Consider the following 23,966-nt stretch of genomic DNA (forward strand, 5'->3'; position numbering starts at 1 on the left):
CTCGATCGCCGCACGTGGCAAGGCCACTGGGTGCTTCGGAGGTGAGGCACGTCCCGGCGACGGATGCCGCACGGGCCGTGTGCGCCGCTGCTCGGCGCCCTCCCGCGCACCATCCTCCCGGTGCCAGCCAGCCCGTCCGGTGAGGAGTTGAGCACCCCCATGGCCGTCGAGAGCCGGTATGCCGACGACCCCGACTCGACCGCGGACTTCCGCCGTCTCGTCGAGATGCCCGACGGGCCCGCGCGAGACCGGCTGCGGAGCGAGATCATCTGCGCCTGGCTCCCCATGGCCCACCGGCTGGCCGGCCGGTACCGCAACCGCGGGGAGACGCTGGAGGACCTGCGGCAGGTCGCGGCGATCGGCCTCGTCAACGCGGTGGACCGCTACGACCCGGCCCTGGGCCGCGCTTTCGCCCCCTTCGCCGTTCCGACCATCACCGGGGAGATCAAGCGGCACTTCCGGGACCGCATGTGGTCGGTGCACGTGCCCCGGCGGATTCAGAACCTGCGCAACGTGGTGCGCCTGGCCGGGGCGGAACTGACCGCCGCGGGCACTGTGCCCACCCCGGCCCGGATCGCCGAGCACACCGGGCTGACGGAGGAGGAGGTGCGCCAGGGGAGCGAGGCGCTGCACGGCTTCAGCGCCCTGTCCATCGACGCAGAGGCCGCGGCGGGCGGTGGAGAGCTGCTCCTCGCCGACAGCCTGGGGGCGGTGGACGAGGCGTTCGACCTGGTGCTGGACCGGGAAGCGGCGAGACCGGGCATCCACCGGCTGGCGGACCGCGAGAAGCGGGTGCTCTATCTGAGGTTCTTCGCCGGGATGACGCAGAGCGCCATCGCCGCCGAACTGGGCGTCTCCCAGATGCACGTGTCCCGCCTCATCAGCGAGTCCTGCCGCCGCATCCGGGAGAGCGCGGCGCGCGAGGCCGCCGTACGAAGACCCTCCAGCCAGGCCCGCCCGGGATGAACGCGCCCGCCCTCACCCGCCCGGCCGACCGCTGTGCGCGTGGCCGGGCGGCCCTGCCGGTGTGAGGCGCGGCGGCCCGGGTACTCGGTGGCCCGTGCCCTCCGGCCTCGCGCACCGGGACGGTGCGCCGCCGGCAGTGGGGCGGCCCGCCCCGCCGGGGCCACGAGCGGTCTCACCGCCGTCAACGGCATCGCCCGCCTCACGTACGGAGCTGTCATGAGCGACAAGAACCCCCTGAAGGCCGCCGCGGAGAAGGCCGCCGACGCGCTGGGCGCCTCGGACTCCCCCGAGGAGGGAATCCCCGGCAAGCCCGGCTCCCGGACGCCCCCGGTCGACGAGCCCACCCGGCCGCAGCCGCCCCTCCCGCCCAAGCCGGACCAGCGCGGCCCGGCACCGATGAGCCCGACCGGCGCGGATACCGGCGCCGACCCGGCCGACCGTGCCCAGTCGGGCGCGTACCTGACCACGGCGCAGGGCGCCCGGCTCCACGACAGCGACCACTCGCTCAAGGCCGGGGCCCGCGGGCCGGTGCTGCTTCAGGACCACCACCTGCGGGAGAAGATCACCCACTTCGACCACGAACGCATCCCGGAGCGTGTCGTCCACGCCCGCGGCGCGGCCGCTCACGGAGTGTTCCGGGGCTACGGCACGGCGTCCGGGGTCACCAAGGCCGCCTTTCTCGCCAAGGACGTCGAGACGCCGGTCTTCACGCGCTTCTCCACCGTGCTCGGCTCGCGCGGCTCGTCCGACACCGTGCGCGACACCCGGGGATTCGCCACGAAGTTCTACACCGAGGAGGGGGTGTTCGACCTCGTCGGCAACAACATCCCGGTCTTCTTCATCCAGGACGCGATCAAGTTCCCCGACGTCATCCACGCCGGGAAACCCCACCCCGACCGGGAGATCCCGCAGGCGCAGAGCGCCCACGACACCTTCTGGGACTTCGTCACCCTGCACACGGAGGCCGCCCACCACACCCTGTGGAACATGTCCGACCGCGGCATCCCCCGCTCGTACCGGACCATGGAGGGGTTCGGCGTCCACACCTTCCGCCTGGTCAACGCCGAAGGCTCGACGACCCTGGTCAAGTTCCACTGGAAGCCCCGGCTCGGCGTGCACTCCCTGATGTGGGAGGAAGCGCAGATCATCAACGGGACGGACCCCGACTTCCACCGCCGCGACCTCGCCGACGCCATCGAGGCCGGCGCCTTCCCGCAGTGGGAACTGGGCATCCAGACGTTTCCCGACACCGCCGACCAGACGTTCGAGGGGATCGATCTGCTGGACCCGACGAAGATCGTTCCGGAGGAGCTCGCCCCGGTGCAGCCGGTCGGGCTGCTCACCCTGAACGCGAACCCGTCGAACTACTTCGCCGAGACCGAACAGGTCGCCTTCCACGTCGGCCACCTCGTGCCCGGCATCGACATCACCGACGACCCGCTGCTCGCGGGCCGGCTGTTCTCGTATCTGGACACCCAGATCTCCCGGCTCGGCGGACCGAACTTCGCGCAGCTGCCGATCAACCGGCCGCACGCCCCGGTCAACGACATGCTCCGCGACGGCATGCACCAGACGGCCGTCCACCGGGGCGTCGCGCCCTACCGCCCCAACTCGCTCGACGGGGGCTGCCCGTTCCTGGCCGGAGCGGACACGGGCGCGTTCGTCGAGACGCCGGTGACGGTCCCCGAGGCGAGCAAGGTGCGGGAGGCCCCGGCCTCGTTCGCCGACCACTTCTCCCAGCCGCGGCTGTTCTGGCTGAGCATGACCCCGGTGGAGCGTGAGCACATCATCGCCGCGTACACCTTCGAACTGAGCAAGTGCTACGAGCAGGCCGTGAAGGAGCGGGCCCTGAAGGTGCTCGCCAATATCGACGCCACGCTCTGCTCGGAGGTCGCCGTCGGCCTCGGACTGCCCGCCCCCCGGCCCACCGTGGAACTCGCGTCCCCGCAGCCGAGCCCGGCCCTGTCGCAGCTGGGCCACTCCTGGCCCGTGGACGGCCGGATCGTCGGCATCGTGACCGACGCCGACGGGGACCTGGCCGGCGTTCGCGCGGTCCGTGAAGCGGTGCTGGACGCCGGCATGGTGCCCCTGGTCGTCGCACCCACGGGCGGGGTGCTCGACGCGGACGGCGACCCGGTCACCGTCCAGCGCACCTTCGCCAACGCGCGGTCCGTGGAGTTCGACGCGCTGCTGCTGGCCGGAGCGCCCGGCCGCGGCGACGACGCGTACGGGGCACGGGACGCCAAGGCCGGCGGGTCGTCGGCGGGCGACGGCGCGGTGACCGACCCCCGGGTCCTGCTGCTGCTGTCGGAGGCCTACCGCCACGGGAAGGCGGTCGGCGGCTGGGGCGAGGTCGCCGCGGTCCTGCAGGCGGCGGGTGCCTCGCCGGGCGGGCCCGGAGTGGTGACCGGCGCCGACTCCACCACGGTGCTGGACCAGGTCGTCGACCTGCTCGGCGAGCACCGCGTCTGGGACCGCTTCCCGCCGGCGGTCTGACACCCGGCGCGGGCGGCCCGCCGCGACGGGCCGCCCGCGCCCTCAGAACTCGACCTTCTCCGCCCTGCGGATCGCCGCGCCCATGTTGCGCTCCATCATGCGCAGGGCGGCCTCGGCCAGATCCGGATGGATGGCGGCCACCGCGTCCTCGGGGACGGTGACCCGCAGTTTCCGGATATGGGCGTCGAGTGCCGAATACAGGACGCACTGCTCGGTCACCTGACCGCAGAGTACGACGTGGTCCGCGCCCAGTTGGGAGAGGAGAAAGCTGAGGGGCGTTTCGTAGAAGATGGAATGCCGGGCCTTGACGACGAACAGCGAGTCGTCGTCCGGCAGGAGGGGTTCCACGAGTTCGGCGTTCTTTCCCTGGAGAGCCGTTCCCACGATCTCCCCGTGATGGGACCGCCATTCACCGAAGTTGTCGTTCGCGTAGATGACCGGCACGTCTTCCGACCGGGCGCGCTCGACGAGGCGGGAGAGGTGCGGAAGCGCGGCGCGGACGGACGGGACGAGCAGCTCGGCGTCGGGGTGGTCGTACGTGTTGATCATATCGATGACGATGAGGGCGCTTTTTCCCATGCCCTCATCGTCTCACCCCCGCCCGGTCGCCGTCGGCACGGCCGGCCGTCCAGATTGCCCAGGCGCCACAGGTACGCGGTGGGCTCTCCCTTTGTCCGCATGCCCGCCCCCTTTCTCCGTGGGCATCCCGTTCGCCGGGTTTCGCGGGACCCCTCACGGGAACTCGGCAGGCGTCCTTCCCTCCGGGGCCCGGCCACGCCGGCGTCGGCGTGGAAAACCGATGCGAGAATGGGAGCAGCCGTGCGCGCTTTGACCTATCAGGGAAAGCGGGACGTCCGGGTGGAGACCGTCCCCGACCCGCGCATCCAAGATCCGACAGACGTCATCGTCAAGATCACCTCCACCGGCGTCTGCGGCTCCGACCTCCACCTGTACGAGGTGCTGGGGCCCTACCTCGATCCGGGCGACATCCTCGGGCACGAACCGATGGGGGTGGTCGAGGAGGTGGGAGCTGAGGTGACCGCGCTCGCCCCGGGGGACCGGGTGGTGATCCCGTTCAACGTGTCGTGCGGCCACTGCTTCATGTGCGACCAGGGGCTGCACTCCCAGTGCGAGACCACGCAGGTGCACGCGTACGGCACCGGAGCCGCCCTTTTCGGCTACACCAAGCTGTACGGACAGGTCCCCGGCGGCCAGGCCGAGTACCTTCGCGTCCCTTTCGGGAACACCCTGCCGGTCAAGGTCCCGCACGGCCCGCCGGACGACCGTTTCGTCTACCTGTCGGACGTGCTGCCCACCGCGTGGCAGGCCGTGGAGTACGCGGACATCCCGCCCGGCGGGAGCGTCACCGTGCTGGGTCTCGGGCCCATCGGGGCCATGGCCGCCCGGATCGCCCTGCACCGGGGGGCGGGGCTGGTCGTGGGCGTCGACCGGGTGCCCGAACGGCTGGACCGGGTCAGTTCCTACGGGGCGACCTGCCTCGACCAGCGCCGGCACGGCAAGGACCTCGGCGACGCCGTCAGGGACCTCACGGACGGGCGGGGCACCGACGCGGTGATCGACGCGGTCGGCATGGAGGCCCACGGCGCGCCCGTCGCCAAGGCGGCCCACACCGCGGTCGGGCTGCTGCCCGACGCGGTCGGACGCCGACTGATGGAGACGGCGGGCATCGACCGCCTCGCGGCCCTCCACACCGCGATCGACGTGGTGCGGCGGGGCGGCACGATCTCCGTCGTCGGCGTGTACGGCGGCTCGGCCGACCCGATGCCGATGCTCACCATGTTCGACAAGCAGATCCAGCTCCGCATGGGCCAGGCCAACGTCAAACGCTGGGTCGACGACCTCCTCCCACTGCTCGGCGACGACGACCCCCTCGGCGTGGACACCTTCGCCACGCACCGCATGCCGCTCGAAGAAGGTCCCCGCGCCTACGAGACGTTCCAGAAGAAGGCGGACGGCATGATCAAGACGCTGCTCGTCCCCTGACCGCCCCGGAGCGGGGCACCGGACACCGCAGGAAGGGAGCACGCCATGGAGAGCGACGGTCGGCCGGCCGGGAAGCGGATCGTGGTCACGGGGGCCACCGGAAACGTGGGGACGAGCGTGGTACGCGCCCTGGCGGGGGACCCCCGGGTGGCCTCGGTGCTGGCACTCGCCCGCAGACGGCCCGCCCTGGAGATCGCCGGGGTGCGGTGGGACACGGTCGACCTCTCACGGCCCGACAGCGAGGACCGGCTCAGCGGCCTGCTGCGCGGCGCGGACGCCGTCGTCCACCTGGCCTGGCGCTTCCAGCCCACCCACGATCCGGTCGTCACCTGGCGGAGCAACGTCCTGGGGTCCGTGAGGGTCTTCCGCGCCGTGGCGCACAGCGGGGTCCCCGCGCTCGTGCACGCCTCGTCCGTCGGCGCCTACTCCCCGGGCCCCAAGGACGAACCCGGGGTCGACGAGGAGTGGCCCACCCACGGCTGGCCCGACGCGGCCTACTGCCGGGAGAAGGCGTATCTGGAACGGGTGCTGGACACCTTCGAACTGCGGCACCCCCAGATCCGCATCGTGCGCATGCGGCCCGGCTTCCTCTTCAAGGAGACGGCGGCTTCCGAACAACGCCGCATCTTCGCAGGCCGGTACGTGCCGGGTTCCCTCCTGCGGCCCGACCTGCTCCCCTTCGTGCCGGACCTGCCGGGACTGCGCTTCCAGGCGCTCCACACCGCGGACGCCGCGGAGGCCTACCGCTTGGCCGCGCTCAACGACGTACGCGGGCCGTTCAACCTCGCGGCCGACCCGGTGGTCGACGCCGGGACGCTGGCGGAACTGCTCGGCTCCCGCGTGGTCCGGGTCCCCAGGGCTCTCGTGCGCACCGCGCTGGCCGCCGCGTGGCGGACCCACGCCGTGCCGGCCTCCCCCCATCTGTTCGACGCGGTGCTGCGCCTGCCGGTTTTGGACTGCGGCCGCGCCCGCGACGTCCTGGGGTGGCAGCCGTCCCGGTCGTCCCAGGAGGCGCTGAGCGCCTTCCTGCGCGGAGTGCGGCGGGGCAGGGGCGAGGACACCGCACCGCTGGCCGGCCGGAGCGTCGGCTGACCCGCGCCCCGGCCGGCTCCCCGGAGCTCAGCTCCGGGCCGCTGCGGCGGGGGGCGCGGCCTCGGCCCCGACGCCGCTGATCACGAATCCGCTCCGGGGCGACGTGGGAACGCGGCGCAACGGGATGCGCAGGTCCTGCTCCACCACGTCGTAGGGCAACCGCGCCAGGAACCGGGCCACCGTGGCCACGACCGTGACGGTCACGTCCTCACCGGGGCACCGGTGGCCGTCCGCCGGGCCGCCGCCCTGCGGCACCAGGGCGTCGGCTACGGGCGGGCCGTTCAGAAAGCGGGACGGGTCGAAGCGGTAGGGATCGGGCCACACGTCGGGGTCGTGGTCGAGCCCGTAGAGGTCCAGCAGCACGAGCGTGCCGGGGCGGATGGTGTGCCCCGCCCACCGCAGCCGTTCCGCCGCCAGACCGCCCACGAACGGGGCGAACGGATAGAAGCGCCGCACCTCCTGGGCGAAGGCCACCGCGTAGGCCGTGGCGTCCTCACCCGTCAGCGCCGCGCGGTGCCCGGGGTGGCGGTGCAGCGCGTGGGCGGCGAACACGGCGAACCATGTGATGGCCACTGTCGGTCGCAGAACGTTGAGCACCTCCACCGCCGCGGTGTGCGGCGCCAGCAGGGCGCCGTCCGCCTCGCGGTGGGCCGCGATCGTCCGGAACACCGTCCGCCCGGTCTCCTCCACGCCGTCGCCGGAGTGCTCGCGGGCCTTCTCCACCAGGGCCGCCAACCGCTTCTCCTGCCGCCCACGCGCACGGCGGGCCGCGAGGTGCCGGGGGCCGACGGCGGCGAAACCGTCCACCATGGCGACCAGGTCGCGCGCCGTGCGGGGCACGGCCCCCTCCGGCAGAGGCACGCCCGCCCAGGCGTGCACGGCACGCGTGAGCACCGCGGCCATCGCGTCGAACAGGACCACCCGATCACTGCGCGCCCACTCCTGCCGTGCCCGCTCGGCCTCCCGCTCGACGCGTTCGGCGAGGTCACGCACGCGAGCGGGCTCCTTGAGGAGGGTGTTGAACAGCGCCTTGCGCTGCCGGTGCCGTTCGCCGTCCAGCGTGTGCACCGCGCCGCGGCCGAACAGCGTGTCGATCACCGGCTGGGGGAGGGCGTCGTGGCGGTGGATGTGGCGCTCGTCGTAGAAGTACCGCACGGCGGCGGGGCCATGCAGGGCGATGACGCGTCTGCCGAGGAGGCGGGTGCGCACGGGCGCTCCGCCGCTGCGGCGCCTGCGGTCGGGCAGCCAGGCGTATCCGCGCAGCAGGAGCGGCAGGGTGGAGTCGACCATGGGTTCCTCCATGCGGTGGGGAAGGGGCCTCGTGCGGGCGGCCGGGGCCGGCCCCGGCCGCCCGCAGGGCTTCGAGAGCTTCTGTCGAGGGGGCACGGGCGGCGCGAGAGCCTACGGGCGGCGCCAGTCGCCGGACGTGAGGTGGGAACCCGCCTGCGGGCCCATGCGCAGCATCCCGCCGTCCACCGCCCAGGAGGCCCCGGTCGTGTACGACGACTCCGGGCCGGCCAGGAAGGCGATGACGGCCGCCACCTCGCGGGCGTCGCCGGGCCGTCCCAGAGGGATGCCGGGCCGGTCGGCGCGCTCCACCTCGACGTCCTCCTGGCCCGTCATCGGGGTGGCGATCTCGCCCGGGGCGACCGCGTTCACGGTGATGCCGTGCTCGGCGAGTTCCAGCGCCATCACCTGTGTCAGCAGCCCCAGTCCGCCCTTCGCGGCGCAGTAGGGGGCGGCTCCGACCCTCGGCTGGTGCTCGTGCACCGACGTGACGTTCACGATGCGGCCGCCGTCGCCCTGGGCGATCATTCGGCGGGCCGCGCGCTGTGAACAGAGCAGAGGGCCGACGAGGTCCACGTCGATCACCCGCCGGACCGTCGTGAGGTCCAGATCGAGGAAGGGGGTCGCCGTGCCGGTGCCCGCGCAGTTGACCAGCACGTCCACCCGGCCCAGTTCGTCCGCGAGGTCGTCCACGACGTCCGCGGCCTCGGGGAGCCGGGTCAGGTCCAGACGGGCGACGGCGGCCCTTCGGCCGTGGGCATGCACCTCGCGCGCCGTCGCCCTGGCCCCGCTGTCGTCCTCGTGCCAGGTGACGCCGACGTCCATGCCGTGCTCGGCGAGCTTCACGGCAGTGGCCCTGCCGATCCCCGAGTCCCCGCCGGTGACGAGCGCGACCGGCGCGACGGGCCGGGTGTCTTCGGTCATCTCTCCTCCTCGTGTCCGGGCCGGCGAGGGGCCCCGTGCGCCCGGCGCCACGGCCGTGCCGACGGCGCGGCTCCCGGGCGCACGGGGGCTCGCCGCGGCGGCCGGGTACCACCCCCGCGCGTCGCCAAACGTCCCCGCCGCCCCTCAGGGGAGGTCGGCGTCGCCGGTCGCGGGCGGGCCGAGCAGCCGTGCGGCGCGCCGACGCGCCGCGGCCTTCCCGGCGGGGGAGAGGCACCAGTCCCACCACGGGTCCAGGAGCCCGGCGGTCAGACTCTCCGCCGGCAGCAGGGCCGGCCAGCGCAGGAGCCGCGCCTGCCCGGAGACCTTGGCCCCGCCCCTGACGGGGTCCACCGCCAGCGCCGGGACGCCGGAGCGCAGGGCGAGGACCAGACCGTGCAGCCGGTCGGTGACCATGAGGTCGAGCCTGCCCACCAGGGAGAGGTACTGGTCAGGGGTCCGGCAGTGCCGCCAGTCGGCGTGGGCCAGCCGGGTGTCGGCCTCGACGCGGGCGCAGTCTTTCGAGGCCAGCCAGGGCAGCAGGACCCCGGCGACGCCGTCGTGCGCGCGCCGGTCGCCGTACTCGCCCTGCCCGTACGTCAGAGCCACCCCGACGACCGGGGTGGCGGGCCCGGTCCGCGCGGCGCCGGCCAGATCCGGCAGGAGGCCGCCGCCCGGGTCGTCGCGCGCCAGGACACGGTCGAAGCCGCGGACCGCCGGATCGTCGGGGGTCACCACGCTCACCCCGACGGCGACCCGCCGACAGGAGGCGTAACGGCGGTGCAGGGTTCTGATCTGCTCCCCGTGCGCGGGCCCGCAGACGAAGAGGAGCTGCTCGTAGCGTTCGGGCAGCGCCTCTTCGAGGGTCGTGGCACCGGGGGCGAAGGCGGGGCTCCACGCGGTGTCGTGCGCGATGCCGAGCTCGTCGAGGGCGGCAGAGGCGGCTCGCTGGGCCAGGGCGTCGCCCGCCGTGACCTCGCCGTCCAGAAAGCTGAACCATCCGGTCAGCAGAGTCCGGCCCTCCGGCGCGCGGGGACGCAGAAGGCCGTCCAGCAGCGAGGAAAGACAAGAAGGGGGCATCGTCGGCTTTCTCTCGTCGGGTGCGTGGCCCCGGTCTGCCGGGGCCACGCATCGTTCTCGGGGCCCCGCCGAAGCGGACCCAGCTGTCGCTTCGGCGGGCGACTACCGGGGCGCTCCACCGGAGCGCCCGGAACCGTCGGCGAAGGCCACGGCCGCGTCCTCCTCGCCCTCCGGCCTCCCAGCGGGGAGCGGCATCCCGTCCGCGTCGACGGCGAGTTCGTCCAACAGCGCCTGACAGCCCGCCACCAGGCTCCCGGCCGAGGCCCTGCGGTCGGGCTCCGGCCCGTGCAGGGGCTCCTTCATCAGCTCCAGTGCCCGATGCGCGTCCTCCAGATGGGCGTCACGTATGGCAGCGCGCTCCTCGGTCGCCCCCTCCTCCATGATTTTCTCGTCGACGGAGCAGATCTCCGCGGCGGCCGTGAGCAGCACGCCGAGCGCTTCCAGCGTGGCATCCGGCGGGCGGGGCAGCCGCCGGTGGTCGGAGGCCGTCTCCCACAACGTCAGCGTCAGGGCGAGGAGCCGGTTGCTCACCCTCGCCCAGACGCTGTCCCAGGCCTCGGGCGGCGCGGGCGTGCGGCGGCGGAGGCGGTGCCCGGGGTTGAGACGGTAACTCTCCGAGGCCCAGGCCCGCGCCACGCGCAGTTCCGAGACGGCCCCCAGCAGGTCCGACGCGTTGCCGTGCCACCGCTCCGCCTGCTCCTCGTCGTGGTCGGTGACGCCCTTGCCCAGTTCACGCAACAGCGCCGCGCAGTCGCGCGGCAGGCCGCAGGCGAGCCTCTTGACATGGCGGGAGTGGACCGGCGGGAGGACGAGGGCGTTCACCGCGATGCCCACGGCGGCTCCCACGGCGGTCTCCAGCAGCCGGTGGCCGACGTCGGGCAGCGAGTAGGAGCCGTAAGCCAGCACGAACAGGGCGGTGGTGGGCGCGTACAGGCCCTGACCGCCGACCGGCGCCCAGTTGCCGAGCAGCACGGTCAGCGGGAGGACGATCACCATGGCCACCATGGTGTTGCCCGTCAGGACGGCGGCCACGGCGGCGAGCACCGTCCCCGTGGTGATCATCAGCAGGAGCTGGGCGCCGGTTCGCACCGAGCGGTAGACCGTTCCCTGGACCAGGGCGACGGCTGCCCAGGGGGCCATCAGTGCCATCGGCGCCGCCAGCCACCACCCCGTGATCGCCCAGGCGAGGGACGCCGCGGCCGCCGCCTTGAGGGACTGCGCCACCTGGTACCGGTCGGGCCGCCCCAGGCGCGGGACGAGGCGGGCCAGCCGCGGGTTCATCGGGGACACACGGTCGCGAGCGGGCGCCCTCCGGCAGGCCGGAACTCGCCGCCCGTCGGCTGCACCGGCATGGGCAGGCCGCTCACGCCGCCTCCTGAAGGGCGGCGGTGCGCACCTGCTTGCAGGACCGGCTGAGCAGCCGGGAGACGTGCATCTGGGAGATGCCGAGCCGATCGGCGATGCTGACCTGGGACATGTCGCGGAAGTAGCGCAGATACAGAATGGTGCGCTCCCGTTCCGGCAGCTCGCGCAGGCCCGGTTTGGCGGCCTCCCGGTCCAGCGCGACGTCCAGGGCCCGGTCGCAGGAGCCCAGCCGGTCGGCCAGTGGGCTTCCGCCGTCCGCGCCCGCCGGCTCGGCGTCCAGGGAGAGAGCGCTGTAGCTCTCCAGGGCCTCCAGGCCCAGCAGGACGTCCTCCTCCACAAGGCCCGTGCGGGAGGCGATCTCGGCGCACGTGGGGGCGCGGCCGCCGGGGTCCTGGGCGAGTTCGCGCCGGGCCGCCCGCACCCGGTTGCGCAGATCCTGTACCCGGCGCGGCACGTGCACGTCCCAGGTGTGGTCGCGGAAATGGCGCTTGACCTCACCGGTCACGGTCGGTACGGCATAGACCTCGAAGGCCTTGCCCCGCTCGGGGTCGTAGCGGTCGACGGCCTTGACGAGCCCCATCGCCGCCACTTGCCGCAGATCGTCCATCGACTCGCCGCGGTCGCGGAAACGGGAGGCGATCCGGTGCGCCATCGGCAGCCACGCGCAGATCGTCTCGTCCCGCAGGGCGTCCCGCTCCGGTCCCGGGGGAAGCTCGCGCAGCCGTCGGAACGCTCGTTCCGTCGACGCGGTGTCCGCGTCCGGGTGCTGACCGGGGGCAGGTGCGGTCTGCATGGTGGTCACTCCTCGACGAAGGTGTTTCGCAGTCGCCGTGGGGTGCCAGAGCCGGACATGTACGGCCCCGGAATCGATCCCCCACGGGCGCGCCTCATGTCCGAAGCACGTCCGTCACGTACCCGTACAAAGGTGGGCCAAACGCGTGAATTCATGCGATTGTCGATGCGGTGGTCGGTGAGGGGCTCCCTCGACGGCCTGGTCTCGACGGCCTGATGAGGGGCGGCCGCCCCGGAGCGCTCGGTGCTATGGGGGCCGGTCCGCGGACCGGCCCGTCGGCCACCGCTCGGCCCCTGTGCCGGGTTCCCCCGCCCCGGAACGCCAAACGGCCTCGCCGTGGAACCTCCGGGTTCAACGGAGATCGCCGTCGCGGCACGTCAAAGGGGGCATACCCGTGGCCGAAAAGGGTACTCAGCGTGATTGAGCCACCCAGTCAAACCGGGAGGAACACCATGCAACTAGCGCCCCTGACGCCTCTGTACGCACACGCGGGCCCCTGGGCGACGGCCTACGTCGACACGTCCGTCGCCGACGAGGCCACGCTCAGCCGCCGCGAGCTCACAGCACGGCGCATCAGCGAGGAACTGGCCGAACAGGGCGCGGACGCCGACACCTGCCGGGCGGTGCGGCAGGCGATCGACTCGTACACCTTCGGGGAACAGACGCCCGGCCGGGCGGTCTTCGCCACCGCCGGGGAGGTCGTGCTCGACCCGGTGCTGAGCAGCCCCCCGCCCGGCGAGTCCACCGGACTGTGGGCTCCCCTTCCCCATGTCGCGCCGCTGCTCGAACTGATCCCCGACGAACCGGACACGCTGGTCGTGCACGTCGACCGTGTCGGCGCCGACTTCGAACTGCGGACCGCCACGGGGAGCCGGCCCGAGGGCACGGTGGAAGGCCGCGACTGGCCGGTGCACCGCACTACGTCCTCCGACTGGTCCGAGCGTCACTTCCAGCTGAGTGTGGAGAACACCTGGGAGGAGAACGCCCGCACCGTCGCGGCGGCCGTCGAGGACGCCGTCGCCCGGACCGGGGCGGAGCTGGTCGTGCTGGTGGGGGACGAGAGGGAGCGCCGCAGCGTCAACACGGCATTGCCGGACCACCTCGGCGCCACGGTCGTCGAGACCGACCGGGGCGGACGCGCCGCCGGCTCCGGGACCGAACGGCTCGACGAGTGGATCGCGGCGGAGCGCCGGGAACAGGCTCGCCGACGCGCGGCCGAGACGCTGGAGCGGTTCGCCGCGGAGAAGCACCGCGGCGACGGCATGACCGGCGCGGCCGACGGCGTACCCGCGCTCATCGAGGCCGCACGCGAGCACCGGATCGAGACCCTGCTGCTCAGGCCGGACGGCCCCGACGTCCACCGCGAGGTCTGGGCGGGCGCGGAGCCCGACCAGATCGCCCTGCGCCGGACCGACGCGCGGGCACTCGGGGAGCCCGAGCCCTTCAGCGTCCGCGCCGACGACGCGCTGCTCCGTTCGGCGACGCTGACCGGAGCCAGGGCCGTGGTCGTCGGCGGGGCGGCGGCTTGGGACCGGAGCCCCGCAGAGGACCTGGAAGCCGACAACCGTGCGGACGGGGGAACCGAAGCGGACGCGCCCGAGCCGGTCGGCGGCCTCGGGGCGGTCCTGCGCTGGCCGACCGACGGAGACCACCCGCAGACCGAAACGGGGACCTGACCCGGCACAGCGTCGGGCGGGGAGCAGGGCCGGGGGGACGGCGCCGCCGCCGTCCCCCCGGCCGTACGCGACGGAGGCAAGGAGCAGACATGCGCCCGCGACAGGACTCCGCCGCCCCCGACCGGCGGGAGGAGGCCCGGCCCGACGAGGTCGCGGACGTCTACGAGGTCGACGAACAGGTGCAGGACGCCCTCGACCGGCTCACGCTGCTCATCAACGCCGCCGAAGCTCTGGCCAGCACCCTCGACATCGACACCGGCATCCGGCGGCTCTGCCGCACGCTCGTGCCCGGGCTCGCCGACTGGTGCGCCGTCGACCTGCTGGACGACGAGGGCCGGCTGCGCCGGGTCGCCGTGGAGCACCGGGACTTCGAGCGGGCGGCGGCCGGCCTGTACGAGGGGGTCCTGCCCCCGTCCGAGGGCTCGGCGGCCGCCGGGGCCCGCGCCTTGCAGGGCGTCGGCCCCGTGCTCCTCACGGAGTTTCCCGCGCCCCAGGAGTCGGACGATCCGCTGCACGTCCGCGAGCTGGAACTCTTCGGGAGACTGGAAACGGACACCGCGGTGGTCGCCCCCCTCCGGGCCCGGCGCCAGGTGTTCGGCGTGCTGACCCTGGGACGCACCTGCCGGGAGACGGCGCTGACGCAGGACAGCCTCGCGCTCGTCGAGGACCTCGCGCACCGGGTGGCCCTGGCCATCGACAACGCCCGCCTGCACGCGGAGGTGCAGCACACCGCCGAACGCCTTCAGCGCTCCCTGCTGCCCGAGGTACCCGACCACCCGCCGCTCGAACTGGCCGCCCGCTACCAGTCGGCGATGGCCACCGCCCGGGTGGGCGGAGACTGGTACGACGCCTTCGTGCTGCCCGACGGAGCCTTGGCCCTGATCATCGGGGACATCGCCGGGCACGACCTGCGGGCCGCCATCATGATGAGCCAGACGCGCAACATGCTCCGCGGCATCGCCTGCGACCGCAAGGAGCCCCCGGGCAAGATCCTGGCCCGACTGGACGCGGCCCACCACATCCTCTCCCCGCAGCAGACACTGACCTGCGTCTACGGCCTGGTCGAGAAGATGGGCGAGGACGAGCCCTGGCAGTTCCACTACGCGGCGGCAGGGCACCCCGCGCCCCTCCTGGTGACGCACGACGGGGAGACCCGCTACCTCACGGGCGGCCGGAGCATGCTGCTCGGGATGGACCCCGCAGAGCAACGCCCGGCGGCCGTCGAGCGGCTGCCGCCCGGAAGCACCCTCCTGCTGTACACGGACGGCCTCATCGAGCGCCGTGCCGAAGGACTGGACCGCGGCCTGGCCCGCCTGCGGCAGCACGCGGCGGCCCTGGCACGCGAACCGCTGGAAGCCTTCTGCGACGAACTGCTCACCGGACTCGCGGACGACGGCACCGACGACGTCGCGATGATCGCCGTACGCACCGGGCCGCCCCGCGCCGAGCCCTCGGTGGCGACAGCCTGAAGCGCCCCCTTCCGCGCCGGCGGCCCACGTACTCACCCGTACGCCGACCGCGGCTTCGAGGCGCGGGCCGGTGAACCGGGTGACCGTCCCGCCCCCCGGTTCCAGCCCCGGCCGATCAACCGGAGCGTGTGCGGCGGTATCCATCGGACATGACAGACGCGGAGTGGGCCGTGGTCCGGCCGTTGCTGCCGGTGCCGGGCTGGATGTGGGGCCGGTTTGGGCAGCCGGAGGCGTACTGAGACCGGGCGACGCCGGACGCGATACCGACTGGACGGTATGCAGACCGCCCAGGTTCTTGTAGCCTGCTGCTCCTGCCGCCTGCCCGCGCGAGCCGGCCGGCGGGACGCAGGCCCGCCGATGCGACAGGACGACGTCCCACGACACGCGACGACAAGGAGACGCCCATGGCCGTCGATCCCTCCGGCAAGGCCCTCGCCGAGCTGCGCGAGCAGAACTCCGGGGAGCCTGTCGTCATGCTCAACCTGCTTCGGTTCGCACCGGGCGGACGTGCGTCGTACGAGGAGTATTCGCGTCGCGCTGCCGAGTTCCTGCACCGGTACGGCGGCGAACTGCTTTACGCGGGCGACGGCGGCGCGCCCCTCGTCGCGGAGGAAGGGCAGGAGTGGGACGCCGTGCTGCTGGTCCGCTATCCCAGCCGGGACGCGTTCACCCGCATGGTGGCCGACCCGGAGTACCAGAAGATCACGCCGCTGCGGGCCCGTGCGCTGAGTGAAGCCGTGCTCCAGCCCACCGCCCCCTGGACCCGGCGCGGCGCTGCTGCGTCTTAGCACGACTTACGGCGTGTTCTTACGGCACCCGGAGCGAGCGTCACGCGGTCGAGTGCGCGATCGCCGCCTCAGGAGGCACCGTGCCCTCGCCACCGGGTACGACAAGCCGGCGGTCCGGGGTGAGGCGACCGTCTTGATCGCAGCTGTCGACCAGTGGTTGTGACTGCCTGGTCTCGTCCAAGAACCCCTGAGTGCCCCCCATGGTGGGTCTGTAGCCCGGCCGCTGCACGCAGCGGCCGGGCTACGGACCCTTCATGTGTCGGCTGTGCTGGGTCGGCGAGCCGCGCCCGCAGGAGGCCACGGCGCGATCACGGAAACCTGAGTGCCCGTCTTCGCCTTCGGCGGGGGGCCCGCGCATCGCCCGGGTTGGGGACCGTGGTTTTCGGTCCTGGTCCGCGGACCACGCCGCTGAGGCCGGGTTCGGCAGCCTTCTGTGTCCGGTAGCGAAGGTCGCGAGTAAGTTCCCGGCCTTGGTGCGTCTGTGGGTGGGTGGCTCAGGTGATCTGGATGACGTGCTTGCCGCGGATGCCGCCGGCTTCGAGGGCGCGGTGGGCGTCGGCGATGCTGTCGAGTGGGTGGACGGTGTCCACGACGGGGGCGATGTCACCGTTCTCGGCATGCCGGGTGAGCTCGGTGAGCAGCTCGGTGTCGGGGTTGCCGCTGAAGACGCGGATGCGTGCGGAGCCGTGGCCGGTCGAGGCGAGGATCGTGGCGAGGCCGGCGAGGGGCCTGCTGATGTCGATGGTGACGGCGACTATGCGGCCGCCGGGCGCCAGCGGGGTGCGGAAGCGGTCCTGCTCGGTGCCGGCGGTGTCGACCGCCTGCTCGCGCACTTCCTCCGGTCTTCCCAGAACCGGCCCTCCGGCCCCTTGCCGCCTCCCGCGCCCGTGGGACTGCACCGCATCCACCAGGCTGCGTCTCGCCCTTGAGTCGACCCGGGCCGGGAGGGCCTGACGTCACGCATGGTGTCGGGAAAGGCCTGACACTTCAGCGGTCGCCGTCCACTGCCATCCTCATGTCGCCCGACCACCGCGACGAGGGCTGCCGCCGTTATTCGCCAGGACCCCGTGCGTCTGTGCGGTCGGCTTCGGAGCCGTCGGCGTCGGCGCCCTTCTGGTGGCCGCGGCGGGCGTCGCGGTCGAAGATGCCCATGATCTCGCATGGTCCGCCCTCGGCGCCAATGGCGTGCGGCATCATGGTGGGGAACTCGGCGGCCTGATTGGTCTCGATACGGAAGCGCCGGTGACCGAGCATGAGGGTGGCGGTGCCGGACAACACGACGAGCCATTCGCGGCCGGGGTGGGCGCGCATGCGAGCCGGGTTGTCGGGTGGCGGGTCGGTCATCCGCTGACGCATCACACTCATACCGGGGTCGCCCTTGATGGGCCAGCGCATCAGACCGTGCGTGCCGTCGATCATCGGGCTGATGACGACGTCGTCGGCGGCGTTCTCCACGAGCTGGTCCAGCGTGGTGTCAAGGGCGCGGGCGAGGGTGACGAGCTGATCCAGGGCGAGGCGGCGCTGACCGTTCTCGATACGGCTCAGTGAGGACTGGCTGAGGTTGGCCCGGGTGGCCAGTTCCTCCAGCGACCAGCCCTGGGCGACACGCAGCGCGCGGATTCGTTTGCGTACGAGGCTGTCCAGTTGTCCATCTTCTTGCGTCATGAGCAAGATGCTATGCCTTTGATGCAACATGCTTGACGTCGCCTACAGATGGTCCAACACACGGGGGGCCACGTACGACGAAGGGGCGCGACGTGTCTGCGCGTGCTACCCACTACGAGAGCGACGCACTGCCCACCCAGACCGTGGAAGTCGTGGTGCTCGGAGGCGGCCGCCGCGGGCCTGAACGGCGCACTGATGCTGGTCCGCTCGCGCCGCTCGGTCGTCGTGATCGACAGCGGCACCCCGCGCAACGCTCCCGCCGCCGCCATGCACGGCTTCATCGCCCTCGGCGGCGCCCCGCCACCCGGAGTCCTCAAGCGCAAACGCGAACAGGTGCGCCAGTACGGCGGCCGGATCGTCTACGGCCACGGGGCCGCGGTCGAACCCGCCGCCCCCTCGGCGGACGGTGATCCGCGGTCCACCGTCGCCCTGGCCGACGGCCGCACGCTGACGGCGCGGTGCGGGTCCTGGTGGCCACCGGACTGCGCGACGTGCTGCCCGAGGCGCCCGGCCTGGCCGACCACTGGGGCCACAGCGTGGTGCACTGCCCCTACTGCCACGGCCATGAGGTGCGCGAGTCCATCGGCATCCTCGCCACCGGCCCCGGCTCCGTCCACCACGCCCAGCTGTTCCGCCGGCTGACTGATGACCTCGTCTGCTTCACCCGCGGCGCCGACCTGGACTGTGACACCCGCGCCCGCGTCACCAACATGCCCGTGCCCCAATCGCCTGGGCCGCGACCGCCGGGGCACCGCGGGCCTGACTGCGGGGCAGGAGGCACCTTCGTTCGTGCGTCAGCGCGCCGCCGACGCGCCGAACGGGCTGTCGTCCAGCCGGGCGAGCAGGTCGGCGGTGTCCGCGTACACCTCCGTGGCCCCCGCGCGTTCCAGGTCCGCCCGGGGAATGCCGCCCGCCAGCACGGCCACCGGCCGCACCCCGGCACGGGAGGCCGCTTCCATGTCCCACACCGTGTCGCCCACGAACACCGCCTGCTCCGCACGGACACCGGCCAGGTCCAGGGCCAGCCGCACCGGCTCCGGAGCCGGTTTGCCCTCGTCGACGTCGTCGGAGCTCGCGGTGCCGGAGATCGCCTCGTCGGCGTCGACGGCTCGACGCAGCGCCTCCAGCTCCGGGCCGCCGGCCGAGGTGGCCAGCACGACCGTCCAACCGCGCCCGGCCAGGGCGCGCAGCAGGTCGCCCGCGCCGTCGAAGGCCGGAAGGCGGTTGTAGTAGGTCCCGTACAGGGTCTTGTGGGCCGCGCTGAGGGCCTCGTCCTCCTCCTGGTCGCGGCCGCTCCCCAGGAGCCGCTCGATCAGGTCCCCCGAGCTGAGACCGACCGCCCGGTGGATGTCCGGCATCGCGACGGTGTGGCCCGCCTGACGGAACGCCTCCCACCAGGCCACCACATGGAGGTGGTTGGTGTCGGCGAGCGTCCCGTCCACGTCGAAGATCGCCGCTCCTGCCATGTCACCCGCTTCTCTCTGTCCGTCCGTGCCCTGCGTGCCGCCGCGGCGGGCTGTCGGCTCCGCCGCCCGCCCGCTGCCGCGCGCCCGCGCCCCACCGCGCTCAGATGCTCCGGCTCTCGTCGTCCGCGTCGTCCACGACGTGCACCGCCGCCTCTTCGGCCGACGCCGCGCCGCCGTCGATGCCGACGTCCTCGGCGAAGACGTCCGTGTTCCGGCCGGTCGGGTCGGCCACCGCGCTGAGCCGCCCGGCACGCTCCCCGCCCCGGATGCTCTCCTGCGGTTCGCCCTCGCCCCCCGGCAGGTCGCCGATACCGTCTCCGACGGGGCGTTCGACGTCGCTCACCTCCTGGGACAGCCGCTGGTCCAGCGACTCGCCCCGGCGCTCCTCGGTCCCGGTCGTACCGAACTTGTCGACCGCCAGGGGGCGTTCGGGAGGGGAGTAGCCCTCTTCCATGTGGTCGTCGAGGTCGCGCTCACCGAGCGCGTTCTCCATGTCGAGCTCGTCGCCCGGCGGGTCCTGGCCGTCGTCGTTCTGCGGCTGGTACACATCGTCGCCGCGGCCCTGGTCGGGCATGTCTGCTCCTCTGCGTAGTTCACGGTTGGCGTCACGGATGGAGGGGGCGGCCTGGGGTGAGGACCGGGCGGACGGTGCGTCGCACCCGCCGGCCCGCCGGGCCGCGGGCCTCACCGTCCGAGAGCCTCGCGCAGCTCGGCCTTGTTCATCGAGGAGCGCCCGTCGATGTTCTTCTTCTTGGCCTCTTCGTAGAGCTGGTCCTTGGTCGGGCTCTGCGATCCCTTGTGGGAATGCTCGCCGCCGCGTCGGTAAGCGGACTTCTTGTCCTGGGTCGAGGTCTTGCTGGCCGTTTTCGACTCGCCTGAGCGGGCGCGCTCCTTGTTCACGGTCCGTGCGGCGATTTCCTTGGCCCGCCCCTTCGGCGTACCTCGTTCTTCCTGGCTCTCCTTGATGTGTTCGTACTGGCGTTCACGCTTGGCATTGGCTCCAGCAGGCACGATCTCTTCCTTTCCGGGCCGTGTTCCTCAGAGTTCCTCAGGAGGCCGCGAGCCCCAGAGGGCGGGTAATCCCGTTGAGAGGGCACCCATCCGCGTTTCCCGTACACGGTCCACTAAACAACGCGAAGCGGGACGCGGCGCGTTTTCCCGGCAGGAGCGAGCGGGGCCGCGCTCCCGGCGCGGGCAGTGACTGCGGACCGGTGCTCGTCGGCTCTCCCGGGGCCCGACCGGGTGACGCCCCGGGCGGATCACAGGCCTGTCATCAGCCCCGGGCGTTCTGGCCCCCACCGTGGTGACGTGGGCCCCGGGGCTCGCAGTCGGCGGTGCCAGGGGCTGTTGTCCCAACCCGCAGGCACCTGAGCTCCGCGTACGCCGGATCTCTGGTGCCGGAGTACCCCGCCCCCGGGCCTCAAACGTGCCTGGCTTCCGCGATCGGCTGCGCTCGTTCCCCAAGGCACACCACCGCAGGCGCCGCATCTCGGGACGGCGAGAAATCCGAAAGAGTTTCATGAATTCCACGCTTGCATGGACGCCACTGGACTGGGCACAGTAATAGGGCGAGGTCAGGAAGCGGCCGACCGGATCGGCTCGCTTTCCTGAGGTGAGTCGTGAGGTAGCCGAACCACCCCTCCACCTCTTTCGCTGAACACCCTGCGGGGCCACGGAGAACAAGCGCGCCCGCAAGCGCGTGACGGAGTCCGATCCCCCTCTCCGGCCCGGTCCGGGCCTCGTGACCGATTACCCGACGCCATGCGGACCGGTCATGAGGCAGGGCGAACGAACTCCACCGGGTGCCGATCCCGCTTCACCGCCCCGCCGGCTCCCCCGGCAGTCGAAGAAAGGACGAGCGCGATGCTGATGGCTCACCCCGCGGTACTCGCAGAGCTTCTGCTCCGCTACGAAGAACTCCGGGCACGGCACGGAGAAGGCCACGAGGAGACCCACCGGCGGCTGGAGGACGTGACCTACACCCTGTGTGTTTCCACCGGAACCCGCGATCTCGTCTCCGCGCTCGCCGCGGCCCGGGGGCAGCTGCGACGCTCGGCGAGGGTCGAGCACGCCTCCGCCTGAACGGCGCCGTCGCCGGTCTTCCCTCCTCGCCCGAGGTCGGGAAGTCCGGCGACGGTCTTCACGGGCGAGGGCGCAACGGCGGGCCCTGCGGCGGCGGACCGCCGGAGATGCCGCCGACCAACTGCGCACAGAGGTCTCGGAGCTTGACATTGCGGTGCTGCGACGCGTTTCGCAGCGTTCGCAAGGCCTCTTCGGCGCTGCATCGGCGCTGGCTCATGACGATGCCGACCGCTTGGTCGATCACGGCGCGCGACTCCAGAGCGGCCTGCAGGTCGGAAGTGAAGGTCTCGGCGTCTGCCAGCCGCTGGGCCAGGGCGATGGCGCCCGTCGCCTGCGCGGCCAGGCCCCGGAGCCCCGTGAGGTCGGCGTCGTCGAAGCCGTGCGCCTTGGGCGAGTAGAGGTTCAGGGCTCCCGCGGTGTGCGTGTAGGGCGCGATCGGCAGCGAGAGCGACGAGCGGGTCCCGGAAGCGGCGGCGAAGGCCGGATAGCCGCCCCAGCGGTGCTCGCCCACCATGTCTCTCACGCTGACCTCCCGGCCGGTGCGCAGAGCCGTGAGGCAGGGGCCGTCATCCTGGTCGTACTGCGCCTCGTCCAGCGGGGGCGCGCTGAAGCCCGCGCTGACCACGGTCAGGGGGCGGTTCCGCCGTTCCAGGGTGATTCCGCAGCCGTCGGCGGCGGGAGCCATCGCCAGAGCGCCCTCGGCCAAAGCCTGGAGGAAGTCGTCGAGAGTCTCGGTGTTCAGAAGAAGGGACACGAGGTCGGGCGTCCTGGGGTTGAGCGCGTCGGTCATGGTCGCTCCCTTCCGGACCTCGGCCCTCCAGCCAGCATGGCACGTCACGGGAAGAGGCGTCGCCACCCGCTGCGTGCGTCCCCGTGGTCGACGCGCCGCACTCTCCTCCATGGCCGAGGAGCTCGTCGGGAAGCGGTCGGGAGAGCAGGTGTCGAACCCTCAGGGCGGGGCAGGTGCAGCACGAGGTCAGGAAGCGGCCCGCGCCTGCTGCCTGCTTCCACGGAGTGCGAGATGCCCCTGCTCAGTTACCGACTGGACGAGTCCCACCTGGTGGTGGAGGTGTGCGAGGTCGTCGACCTCGACAACGAGGCCGCCGTCGAGCGGGATCTCCTACGGCTGCTGCCCTGCTGCGGCCCGCACACCGTCATCGTCGACGTCCTCACCCCCCTGCTCACCCCGCGGAGCCTGGGGCTGCTGCTCCGGGTCCGTGGCCGTGCCGAGGAACGCGGCGTGGTCCTCGCGGTGGTGGCCCGGTACGGCACGGCTCGCGAGGTGCTGCGCGCTGCCGGCCTCGACCGGGTCCTGCGCGTCGCCGCCACCCTCCCGGGGGCCGAGCTGCGCGGGCGGGGATGCAGGCCGGGGACCGGGTCGCTCCCCCTCCGGGAGCGCACCGCCCAGACGGCTTCCGGCCACTCGCCACTCCGGACGGTCGGGCCGTCCAGCGACGCCTCCCGGCCCCGTATGCCCGAAGTGCGGGCGAGGGTGTCGTCGCTGTCCGTACTGCGGCGGTTTCAGGCCGCGTTGAGGTGGACCCGCCGCACCGGAGCGACCGTGCCGACCGAGAGGGCATAATGAAGGGCTGGAGGTCAGGAAGCGGCCCGAGAAATTCTTTCCTGCCTCCATGGAGTCTCACGTGAACCTCTGTCTCCTTCTGCGTGCCGCCGTAACGGCTCCGCCCGCCGGCCCCGGCGTCGGCCCGAGGTCCGCTGCGGCCGCGTGCGGTCGGCCGTCGGCGCAGAGCCTGGCCATCGGCCCCGGCCGACGGGCGCGTGTCCGCACGGGGACCGCCGTCCTCGCCGATGTGCCGTGCTCCCGTCGCTTGCCCCCGGATCGCCGGTTTCGGCAGAGACACTCCCGCAGTCCCGCGACCACGGCCGGTGGCGCGCCCGTCACTGGGCGGCCCCGGCTCGTCCACGTCTGAAACGCCTCCGCTGCGCACCGGCCCCGCCCAGAACGCCGGTGCGTCAAGCGGTGTTGCCCTGTCCCAGCGGCCCGGACTGCGCCGCCCCAGCTCTGCCCCGCCCTTCTTCCGAGGCGGGTCACCGCCCAGAACGAGATGATCATGACTGACAGGCCCGGGGCCGAGGCGCCGGACACGACCGCGCTGCTCCTGGAAACGACCTCACTGGACGACTTCCTCCAGGCTCTCGCCCGCAGCGCCCTGGCCTTGGTGGAAGAGGCCGACGGCTGCGGCATCACCCTGCAACGGCAGGGGCGCCCGGTCACGGTCTCCAGCGCCGGAGCCATCGCCACGAAGCTGGACGAGGCGCAGTACGGGCAGGACGACGGCCCGTGCCTCCAGGCCATGCGCACCGGCCAGGAGGTCAGCGTGCCCGACACCCTCCGGGAGAGCCGCTGGGCCGACTACCCTGCCTACGCCGCGGTCTGCGGCGCCCGCTCCTCGCTCTCCCTGCCCATCGCGCCCCACAGCCACACGTCCGGCGCGCTCAATCTGTACGCGCCGCTCCCCAACGCCTTCGACACCGCCGACCTGACGGCGCTCAGACTGTTGACGGCGCAGGCCACGGGTGCCATCGCGCTCGCCCAACGCCTCGCGGACACGGAGGAGTTCGCCGCCGACCTGCAAGCGGCGCTCCAGTCCCGCACGGTGATCGACCAGGCCATAGGCGTGGTCGTCGGCCAGCAGCGGTGCACTCCGGAGAAGGCCTTCGACGTGCTGCGCACCGCGTCGCAGCACCGCAACATCAAGCTCCGCGACCTGTGCGCCGAGCTGATCGCCAGCATCACCGGTGAGGTTCCCCCCGAGGCCAAGTTCACGCCCCGCGGCTGACGGGGCGCCGGCGCG

Annotated in this window: 22 protein-coding genes and 2 pseudogenes; 12 read left to right on the plus strand and 12 right to left on the minus strand. The window is 72.8% G+C overall.

Going from position 1 to position 23,966, the window contains the following annotated elements; translation table 11 throughout:
* Positions 1-159 precede the first annotated feature (159 nt).
* Positions 160-966 (plus strand): SigB/SigF/SigG family RNA polymerase sigma factor, encoded by an 807-nt coding sequence (locus V9U70_RS12800; protein WP_336674984.1) that lies wholly within the window; start codon positions 160-162, stop codon positions 964-966.
* Positions 967-1,182: 216 nt separating this feature from the next.
* Positions 1,183-3,462: a catalase gene (locus tag V9U70_RS12805; RefSeq protein WP_336674858.1), complete on the plus strand. Its 2,280-nt coding sequence runs from the start codon at positions 1,183-1,185 to the stop codon at positions 3,460-3,462.
* A 42-nt stretch (positions 3,463-3,504) separates the two neighbouring features.
* Here the strand turns inward: V9U70_RS12805 and V9U70_RS12810 are convergent, their stop codons facing one another.
* The gene (locus tag V9U70_RS12810; protein ID WP_336674860.1) at positions 3,505-4,041 is read right to left on the minus strand and encodes a cysteine hydrolase family protein; all 537 of its coding nucleotides are present in this window, start codon (positions 4,039-4,041) and stop codon (positions 3,505-3,507) included.
* 240 nt (positions 4,042-4,281) lie between these two features.
* On the opposite strand from V9U70_RS12810, the gene V9U70_RS12815 reads away from it, so the two are divergent.
* Positions 4,282-5,466, plus strand: a complete 1,185-nt coding sequence (locus tag V9U70_RS12815) for an alcohol dehydrogenase catalytic domain-containing protein (protein ID WP_336674862.1) — start codon at positions 4,282-4,284, stop codon at positions 5,464-5,466.
* Positions 5,467-5,511: 45 nt separating this feature from the next.
* Positions 5,512-6,558, plus strand: coding sequence for an NAD-dependent epimerase/dehydratase family protein (locus V9U70_RS12820; RefSeq protein WP_336674863.1), 1,047 nt, complete (start codon positions 5,512-5,514; stop codon positions 6,556-6,558).
* Between the two features lie 27 nt (positions 6,559-6,585).
* Here V9U70_RS12820 and V9U70_RS12825 read toward each other — a convergent pair whose 3' ends face one another.
* The 5 genes from V9U70_RS12825 to V9U70_RS12845 form a co-directional block, all read right to left on the minus strand.
* On the minus strand, positions 6,586-7,848 hold the full coding sequence (locus tag V9U70_RS12825; RefSeq protein WP_336674864.1) for a cytochrome P450: 1,263 nt from the start codon (positions 7,846-7,848) through the stop codon (positions 6,586-6,588).
* Between the two features lie 111 nt (positions 7,849-7,959).
* Positions 7,960-8,769 (minus strand): SDR family oxidoreductase, encoded by an 810-nt coding sequence (locus V9U70_RS12830; protein WP_336674866.1) that lies wholly within the window; start codon positions 8,767-8,769, stop codon positions 7,960-7,962.
* Positions 8,770-8,913: 144 nt separating this feature from the next.
* Entirely contained in the window at positions 8,914-9,846 is a 933-nt protein-coding gene (locus tag V9U70_RS12835; RefSeq protein ID WP_336674868.1) for a polysaccharide pyruvyl transferase family protein, read from the minus strand.
* Positions 9,847-9,948: 102 nt separating this feature from the next.
* Positions 9,949-11,127, minus strand: coding sequence for an FUSC family protein (locus V9U70_RS12840; protein WP_336674870.1), 1,179 nt, complete (start codon positions 11,125-11,127; stop codon positions 9,949-9,951).
* An 82-nt stretch (positions 11,128-11,209) separates the two neighbouring features.
* Positions 11,210-12,004 (minus strand): SigB/SigF/SigG family RNA polymerase sigma factor, encoded by a 795-nt coding sequence (locus V9U70_RS12845; protein ID WP_336674871.1) that lies wholly within the window; start codon positions 12,002-12,004, stop codon positions 11,210-11,212.
* Between the two features lie 452 nt (positions 12,005-12,456).
* On the opposite strand from V9U70_RS12845, the gene V9U70_RS12850 reads away from it, so the two are divergent.
* From V9U70_RS12850 to V9U70_RS12860, 4 genes and pseudogenes are all read left to right on the plus strand, one after another.
* The gene (locus V9U70_RS12850; RefSeq protein WP_336674873.1) at positions 12,457-13,680 is read left to right on the plus strand and encodes a baeRF2 domain-containing protein; all 1,224 of its coding nucleotides are present in this window, start codon (positions 12,457-12,459) and stop codon (positions 13,678-13,680) included.
* A gap of 89 nt (positions 13,681-13,769) precedes the next feature.
* Complete coding sequence (locus V9U70_RS12855; protein ID WP_336674875.1) at positions 13,770-15,149, plus strand: PP2C family protein-serine/threonine phosphatase; 1,380 nt, start codon at positions 13,770-13,772, stop codon at positions 15,147-15,149.
* A gap of 149 nt (positions 15,150-15,298) precedes the next feature.
* A pseudogene (locus V9U70_RS30580) lies at positions 15,299-15,385 on the plus strand (IS5 family transposase); the annotation flags it as partial.
* Between the two features lie 168 nt (positions 15,386-15,553).
* On the plus strand, positions 15,554-15,937 hold the full coding sequence (locus tag V9U70_RS12860) for a DUF1330 domain-containing protein (RefSeq protein WP_336674877.1): 384 nt from the start codon (positions 15,554-15,556) through the stop codon (positions 15,935-15,937).
* A 494-nt stretch (positions 15,938-16,431) separates the two neighbouring features.
* On the opposite strand, the gene V9U70_RS12865 is transcribed toward V9U70_RS12860, so the two are convergent.
* Together V9U70_RS12865 and V9U70_RS12870 are read right to left on the minus strand one after the other, a co-directional pair.
* Positions 16,432-16,770 (minus strand): zinc-binding dehydrogenase, encoded by a 339-nt coding sequence (locus V9U70_RS12865; RefSeq protein WP_336674878.1) that lies wholly within the window; start codon positions 16,768-16,770, stop codon positions 16,432-16,434.
* 217 nt (positions 16,771-16,987) lie between these two features.
* Positions 16,988-17,602, minus strand: a complete 615-nt coding sequence (locus V9U70_RS12870) for an XRE family transcriptional regulator (protein ID WP_336674880.1) — start codon at positions 17,600-17,602, stop codon at positions 16,988-16,990.
* Positions 17,603-17,694: 92 nt separating this feature from the next.
* On the opposite strand from V9U70_RS12870, the pseudogene V9U70_RS12875 reads away from it, so the two are divergent.
* Positions 17,695-18,303, plus strand: a pseudogene (locus V9U70_RS12875) (FAD-dependent oxidoreductase); the annotation flags it as partial.
* Positions 18,304-18,396: 93 nt separating this feature from the next.
* On the opposite strand, the gene V9U70_RS12880 reads toward V9U70_RS12875, so the two are convergent.
* The 3 genes from V9U70_RS12880 to V9U70_RS12890 all read right to left on the minus strand — a co-directional run bounded on the left by V9U70_RS12880 (position 18,397) and on the right by V9U70_RS12890 (position 20,079).
* Positions 18,397-19,068 carry an HAD family hydrolase gene (locus tag V9U70_RS12880; protein ID WP_336674882.1) on the minus strand — a complete coding sequence of 224 codons (672 nt, stop codon included), beginning with the start codon at positions 19,066-19,068 and terminating at the stop codon, positions 18,397-18,399.
* A 100-nt stretch (positions 19,069-19,168) separates the two neighbouring features.
* On the minus strand, positions 19,169-19,642 hold the full coding sequence (locus V9U70_RS12885; protein WP_336674883.1) for a DUF5709 domain-containing protein: 474 nt from the start codon (positions 19,640-19,642) through the stop codon (positions 19,169-19,171).
* A gap of 110 nt (positions 19,643-19,752) precedes the next feature.
* Positions 19,753-20,079: a plasmid stabilization protein gene (locus V9U70_RS12890; protein WP_336674884.1), complete on the minus strand. Its 327-nt coding sequence runs from the start codon at positions 20,077-20,079 to the stop codon at positions 19,753-19,755.
* An 852-nt stretch (positions 20,080-20,931) separates the two neighbouring features.
* Here V9U70_RS12890 and V9U70_RS12895 point away from each other — a divergent pair.
* Positions 20,932-21,150, plus strand: coding sequence for a DUF5133 domain-containing protein (locus tag V9U70_RS12895; protein ID WP_336674886.1), 219 nt, complete (start codon positions 20,932-20,934; stop codon positions 21,148-21,150).
* Between the two features lie 58 nt (positions 21,151-21,208).
* Here V9U70_RS12895 and V9U70_RS12900 read toward each other — a convergent pair whose 3' ends face one another.
* Positions 21,209-21,940, minus strand: a complete 732-nt coding sequence (locus V9U70_RS12900) for a GAF and ANTAR domain-containing protein (RefSeq protein WP_336674888.1) — start codon at positions 21,938-21,940, stop codon at positions 21,209-21,211.
* A 231-nt stretch (positions 21,941-22,171) separates the two neighbouring features.
* Here V9U70_RS12900 and V9U70_RS12905 point away from each other — a divergent pair, with 231 nt between their 5' ends.
* Positions 22,172-22,732, plus strand: coding sequence for an STAS domain-containing protein (locus tag V9U70_RS12905; protein WP_336674890.1), 561 nt, complete (start codon positions 22,172-22,174; stop codon positions 22,730-22,732).
* 490 nt (positions 22,733-23,222) lie between these two features.
* Positions 23,223-23,951, plus strand: coding sequence for a GAF and ANTAR domain-containing protein (locus V9U70_RS12910; RefSeq protein WP_419723974.1), 729 nt, complete (start codon positions 23,223-23,225; stop codon positions 23,949-23,951).
* The last annotated feature ends 15 nt before the right edge of the window (positions 23,952-23,966 follow it).

The sequence above is a fragment of the Streptomyces pratensis genome, assembly GCF_037137275.1.
Lineage (GTDB): Bacteria > Actinomycetota > Actinomycetes > Streptomycetales > Streptomycetaceae > Streptomyces > Streptomyces pratensis_B.

Bases quoted from the DNA above. Each gene is read 5' to 3' on its own strand.
- V9U70_RS12800 (WP_336674984.1), top strand. From the start codon at position 160: ATGGCCGTCGAGAGCCGGTATGCCGACGACCCCGACTCGACCGCGGAC.
- V9U70_RS12805 (WP_336674858.1), top strand. From the start codon at position 1,183: ATGAGCGACAAGAACCCCCTGAAGGCCGCCGCGGAGAAGGCCGCCGAC.
- V9U70_RS12810 (WP_336674860.1), bottom strand. From the start codon at position 4,041: ATGGGAAAAAGCGCCCTCATCGTCATCGATATGATCAACACGTACGAC.
- V9U70_RS12820 (WP_336674863.1), top strand. From the start codon at position 5,512: ATGGAGAGCGACGGTCGGCCGGCCGGGAAGCGGATCGTGGTCACGGGG.
- V9U70_RS12825 (WP_336674864.1), bottom strand. From the start codon at position 7,848: ATGGTCGACTCCACCCTGCCGCTCCTGCTGCGCGGATACGCCTGGCTG.
- V9U70_RS12830 (WP_336674866.1), bottom strand. From the start codon at position 8,769: ATGACCGAAGACACCCGGCCCGTCGCGCCGGTCGCGCTCGTCACCGGC.
- V9U70_RS12835 (WP_336674868.1), bottom strand. From the start codon at position 9,846: ATGCCCCCTTCTTGTCTTTCCTCGCTGCTGGACGGCCTTCTGCGTCCC.
- V9U70_RS12840 (WP_336674870.1), bottom strand. From the start codon at position 11,127: ATGAACCCGCGGCTGGCCCGCCTCGTCCCGCGCCTGGGGCGGCCCGAC.
- V9U70_RS12845 (WP_336674871.1), bottom strand. From the start codon at position 12,004: ATGCAGACCGCACCTGCCCCCGGTCAGCACCCGGACGCGGACACCGCG.
- V9U70_RS12850 (WP_336674873.1), top strand. From the start codon at position 12,457: ATGCAACTAGCGCCCCTGACGCCTCTGTACGCACACGCGGGCCCCTGG.
- V9U70_RS12855 (WP_336674875.1), top strand. From the start codon at position 13,770: ATGCGCCCGCGACAGGACTCCGCCGCCCCCGACCGGCGGGAGGAGGCC.
- V9U70_RS12860 (WP_336674877.1), top strand. From the start codon at position 15,554: ATGGCCGTCGATCCCTCCGGCAAGGCCCTCGCCGAGCTGCGCGAGCAG.
- V9U70_RS12870 (WP_336674880.1), bottom strand. From the start codon at position 17,602: ATGACGCAAGAAGATGGACAACTGGACAGCCTCGTACGCAAACGAATC.
- V9U70_RS12880 (WP_336674882.1), bottom strand. From the start codon at position 19,068: ATGGCAGGAGCGGCGATCTTCGACGTGGACGGGACGCTCGCCGACACC.
- V9U70_RS12885 (WP_336674883.1), bottom strand. From the start codon at position 19,642: ATGCCCGACCAGGGCCGCGGCGACGATGTGTACCAGCCGCAGAACGAC.
- V9U70_RS12895 (WP_336674886.1), top strand. From the start codon at position 20,932: ATGCTGATGGCTCACCCCGCGGTACTCGCAGAGCTTCTGCTCCGCTAC.
- V9U70_RS12900 (WP_336674888.1), bottom strand. From the start codon at position 21,940: ATGACCGACGCGCTCAACCCCAGGACGCCCGACCTCGTGTCCCTTCTT.
- V9U70_RS12905 (WP_336674890.1), top strand. From the start codon at position 22,172: ATGCCCCTGCTCAGTTACCGACTGGACGAGTCCCACCTGGTGGTGGAG.
- V9U70_RS12910 (WP_419723974.1), top strand. From the start codon at position 23,223: ATGACTGACAGGCCCGGGGCCGAGGCGCCGGACACGACCGCGCTGCTC.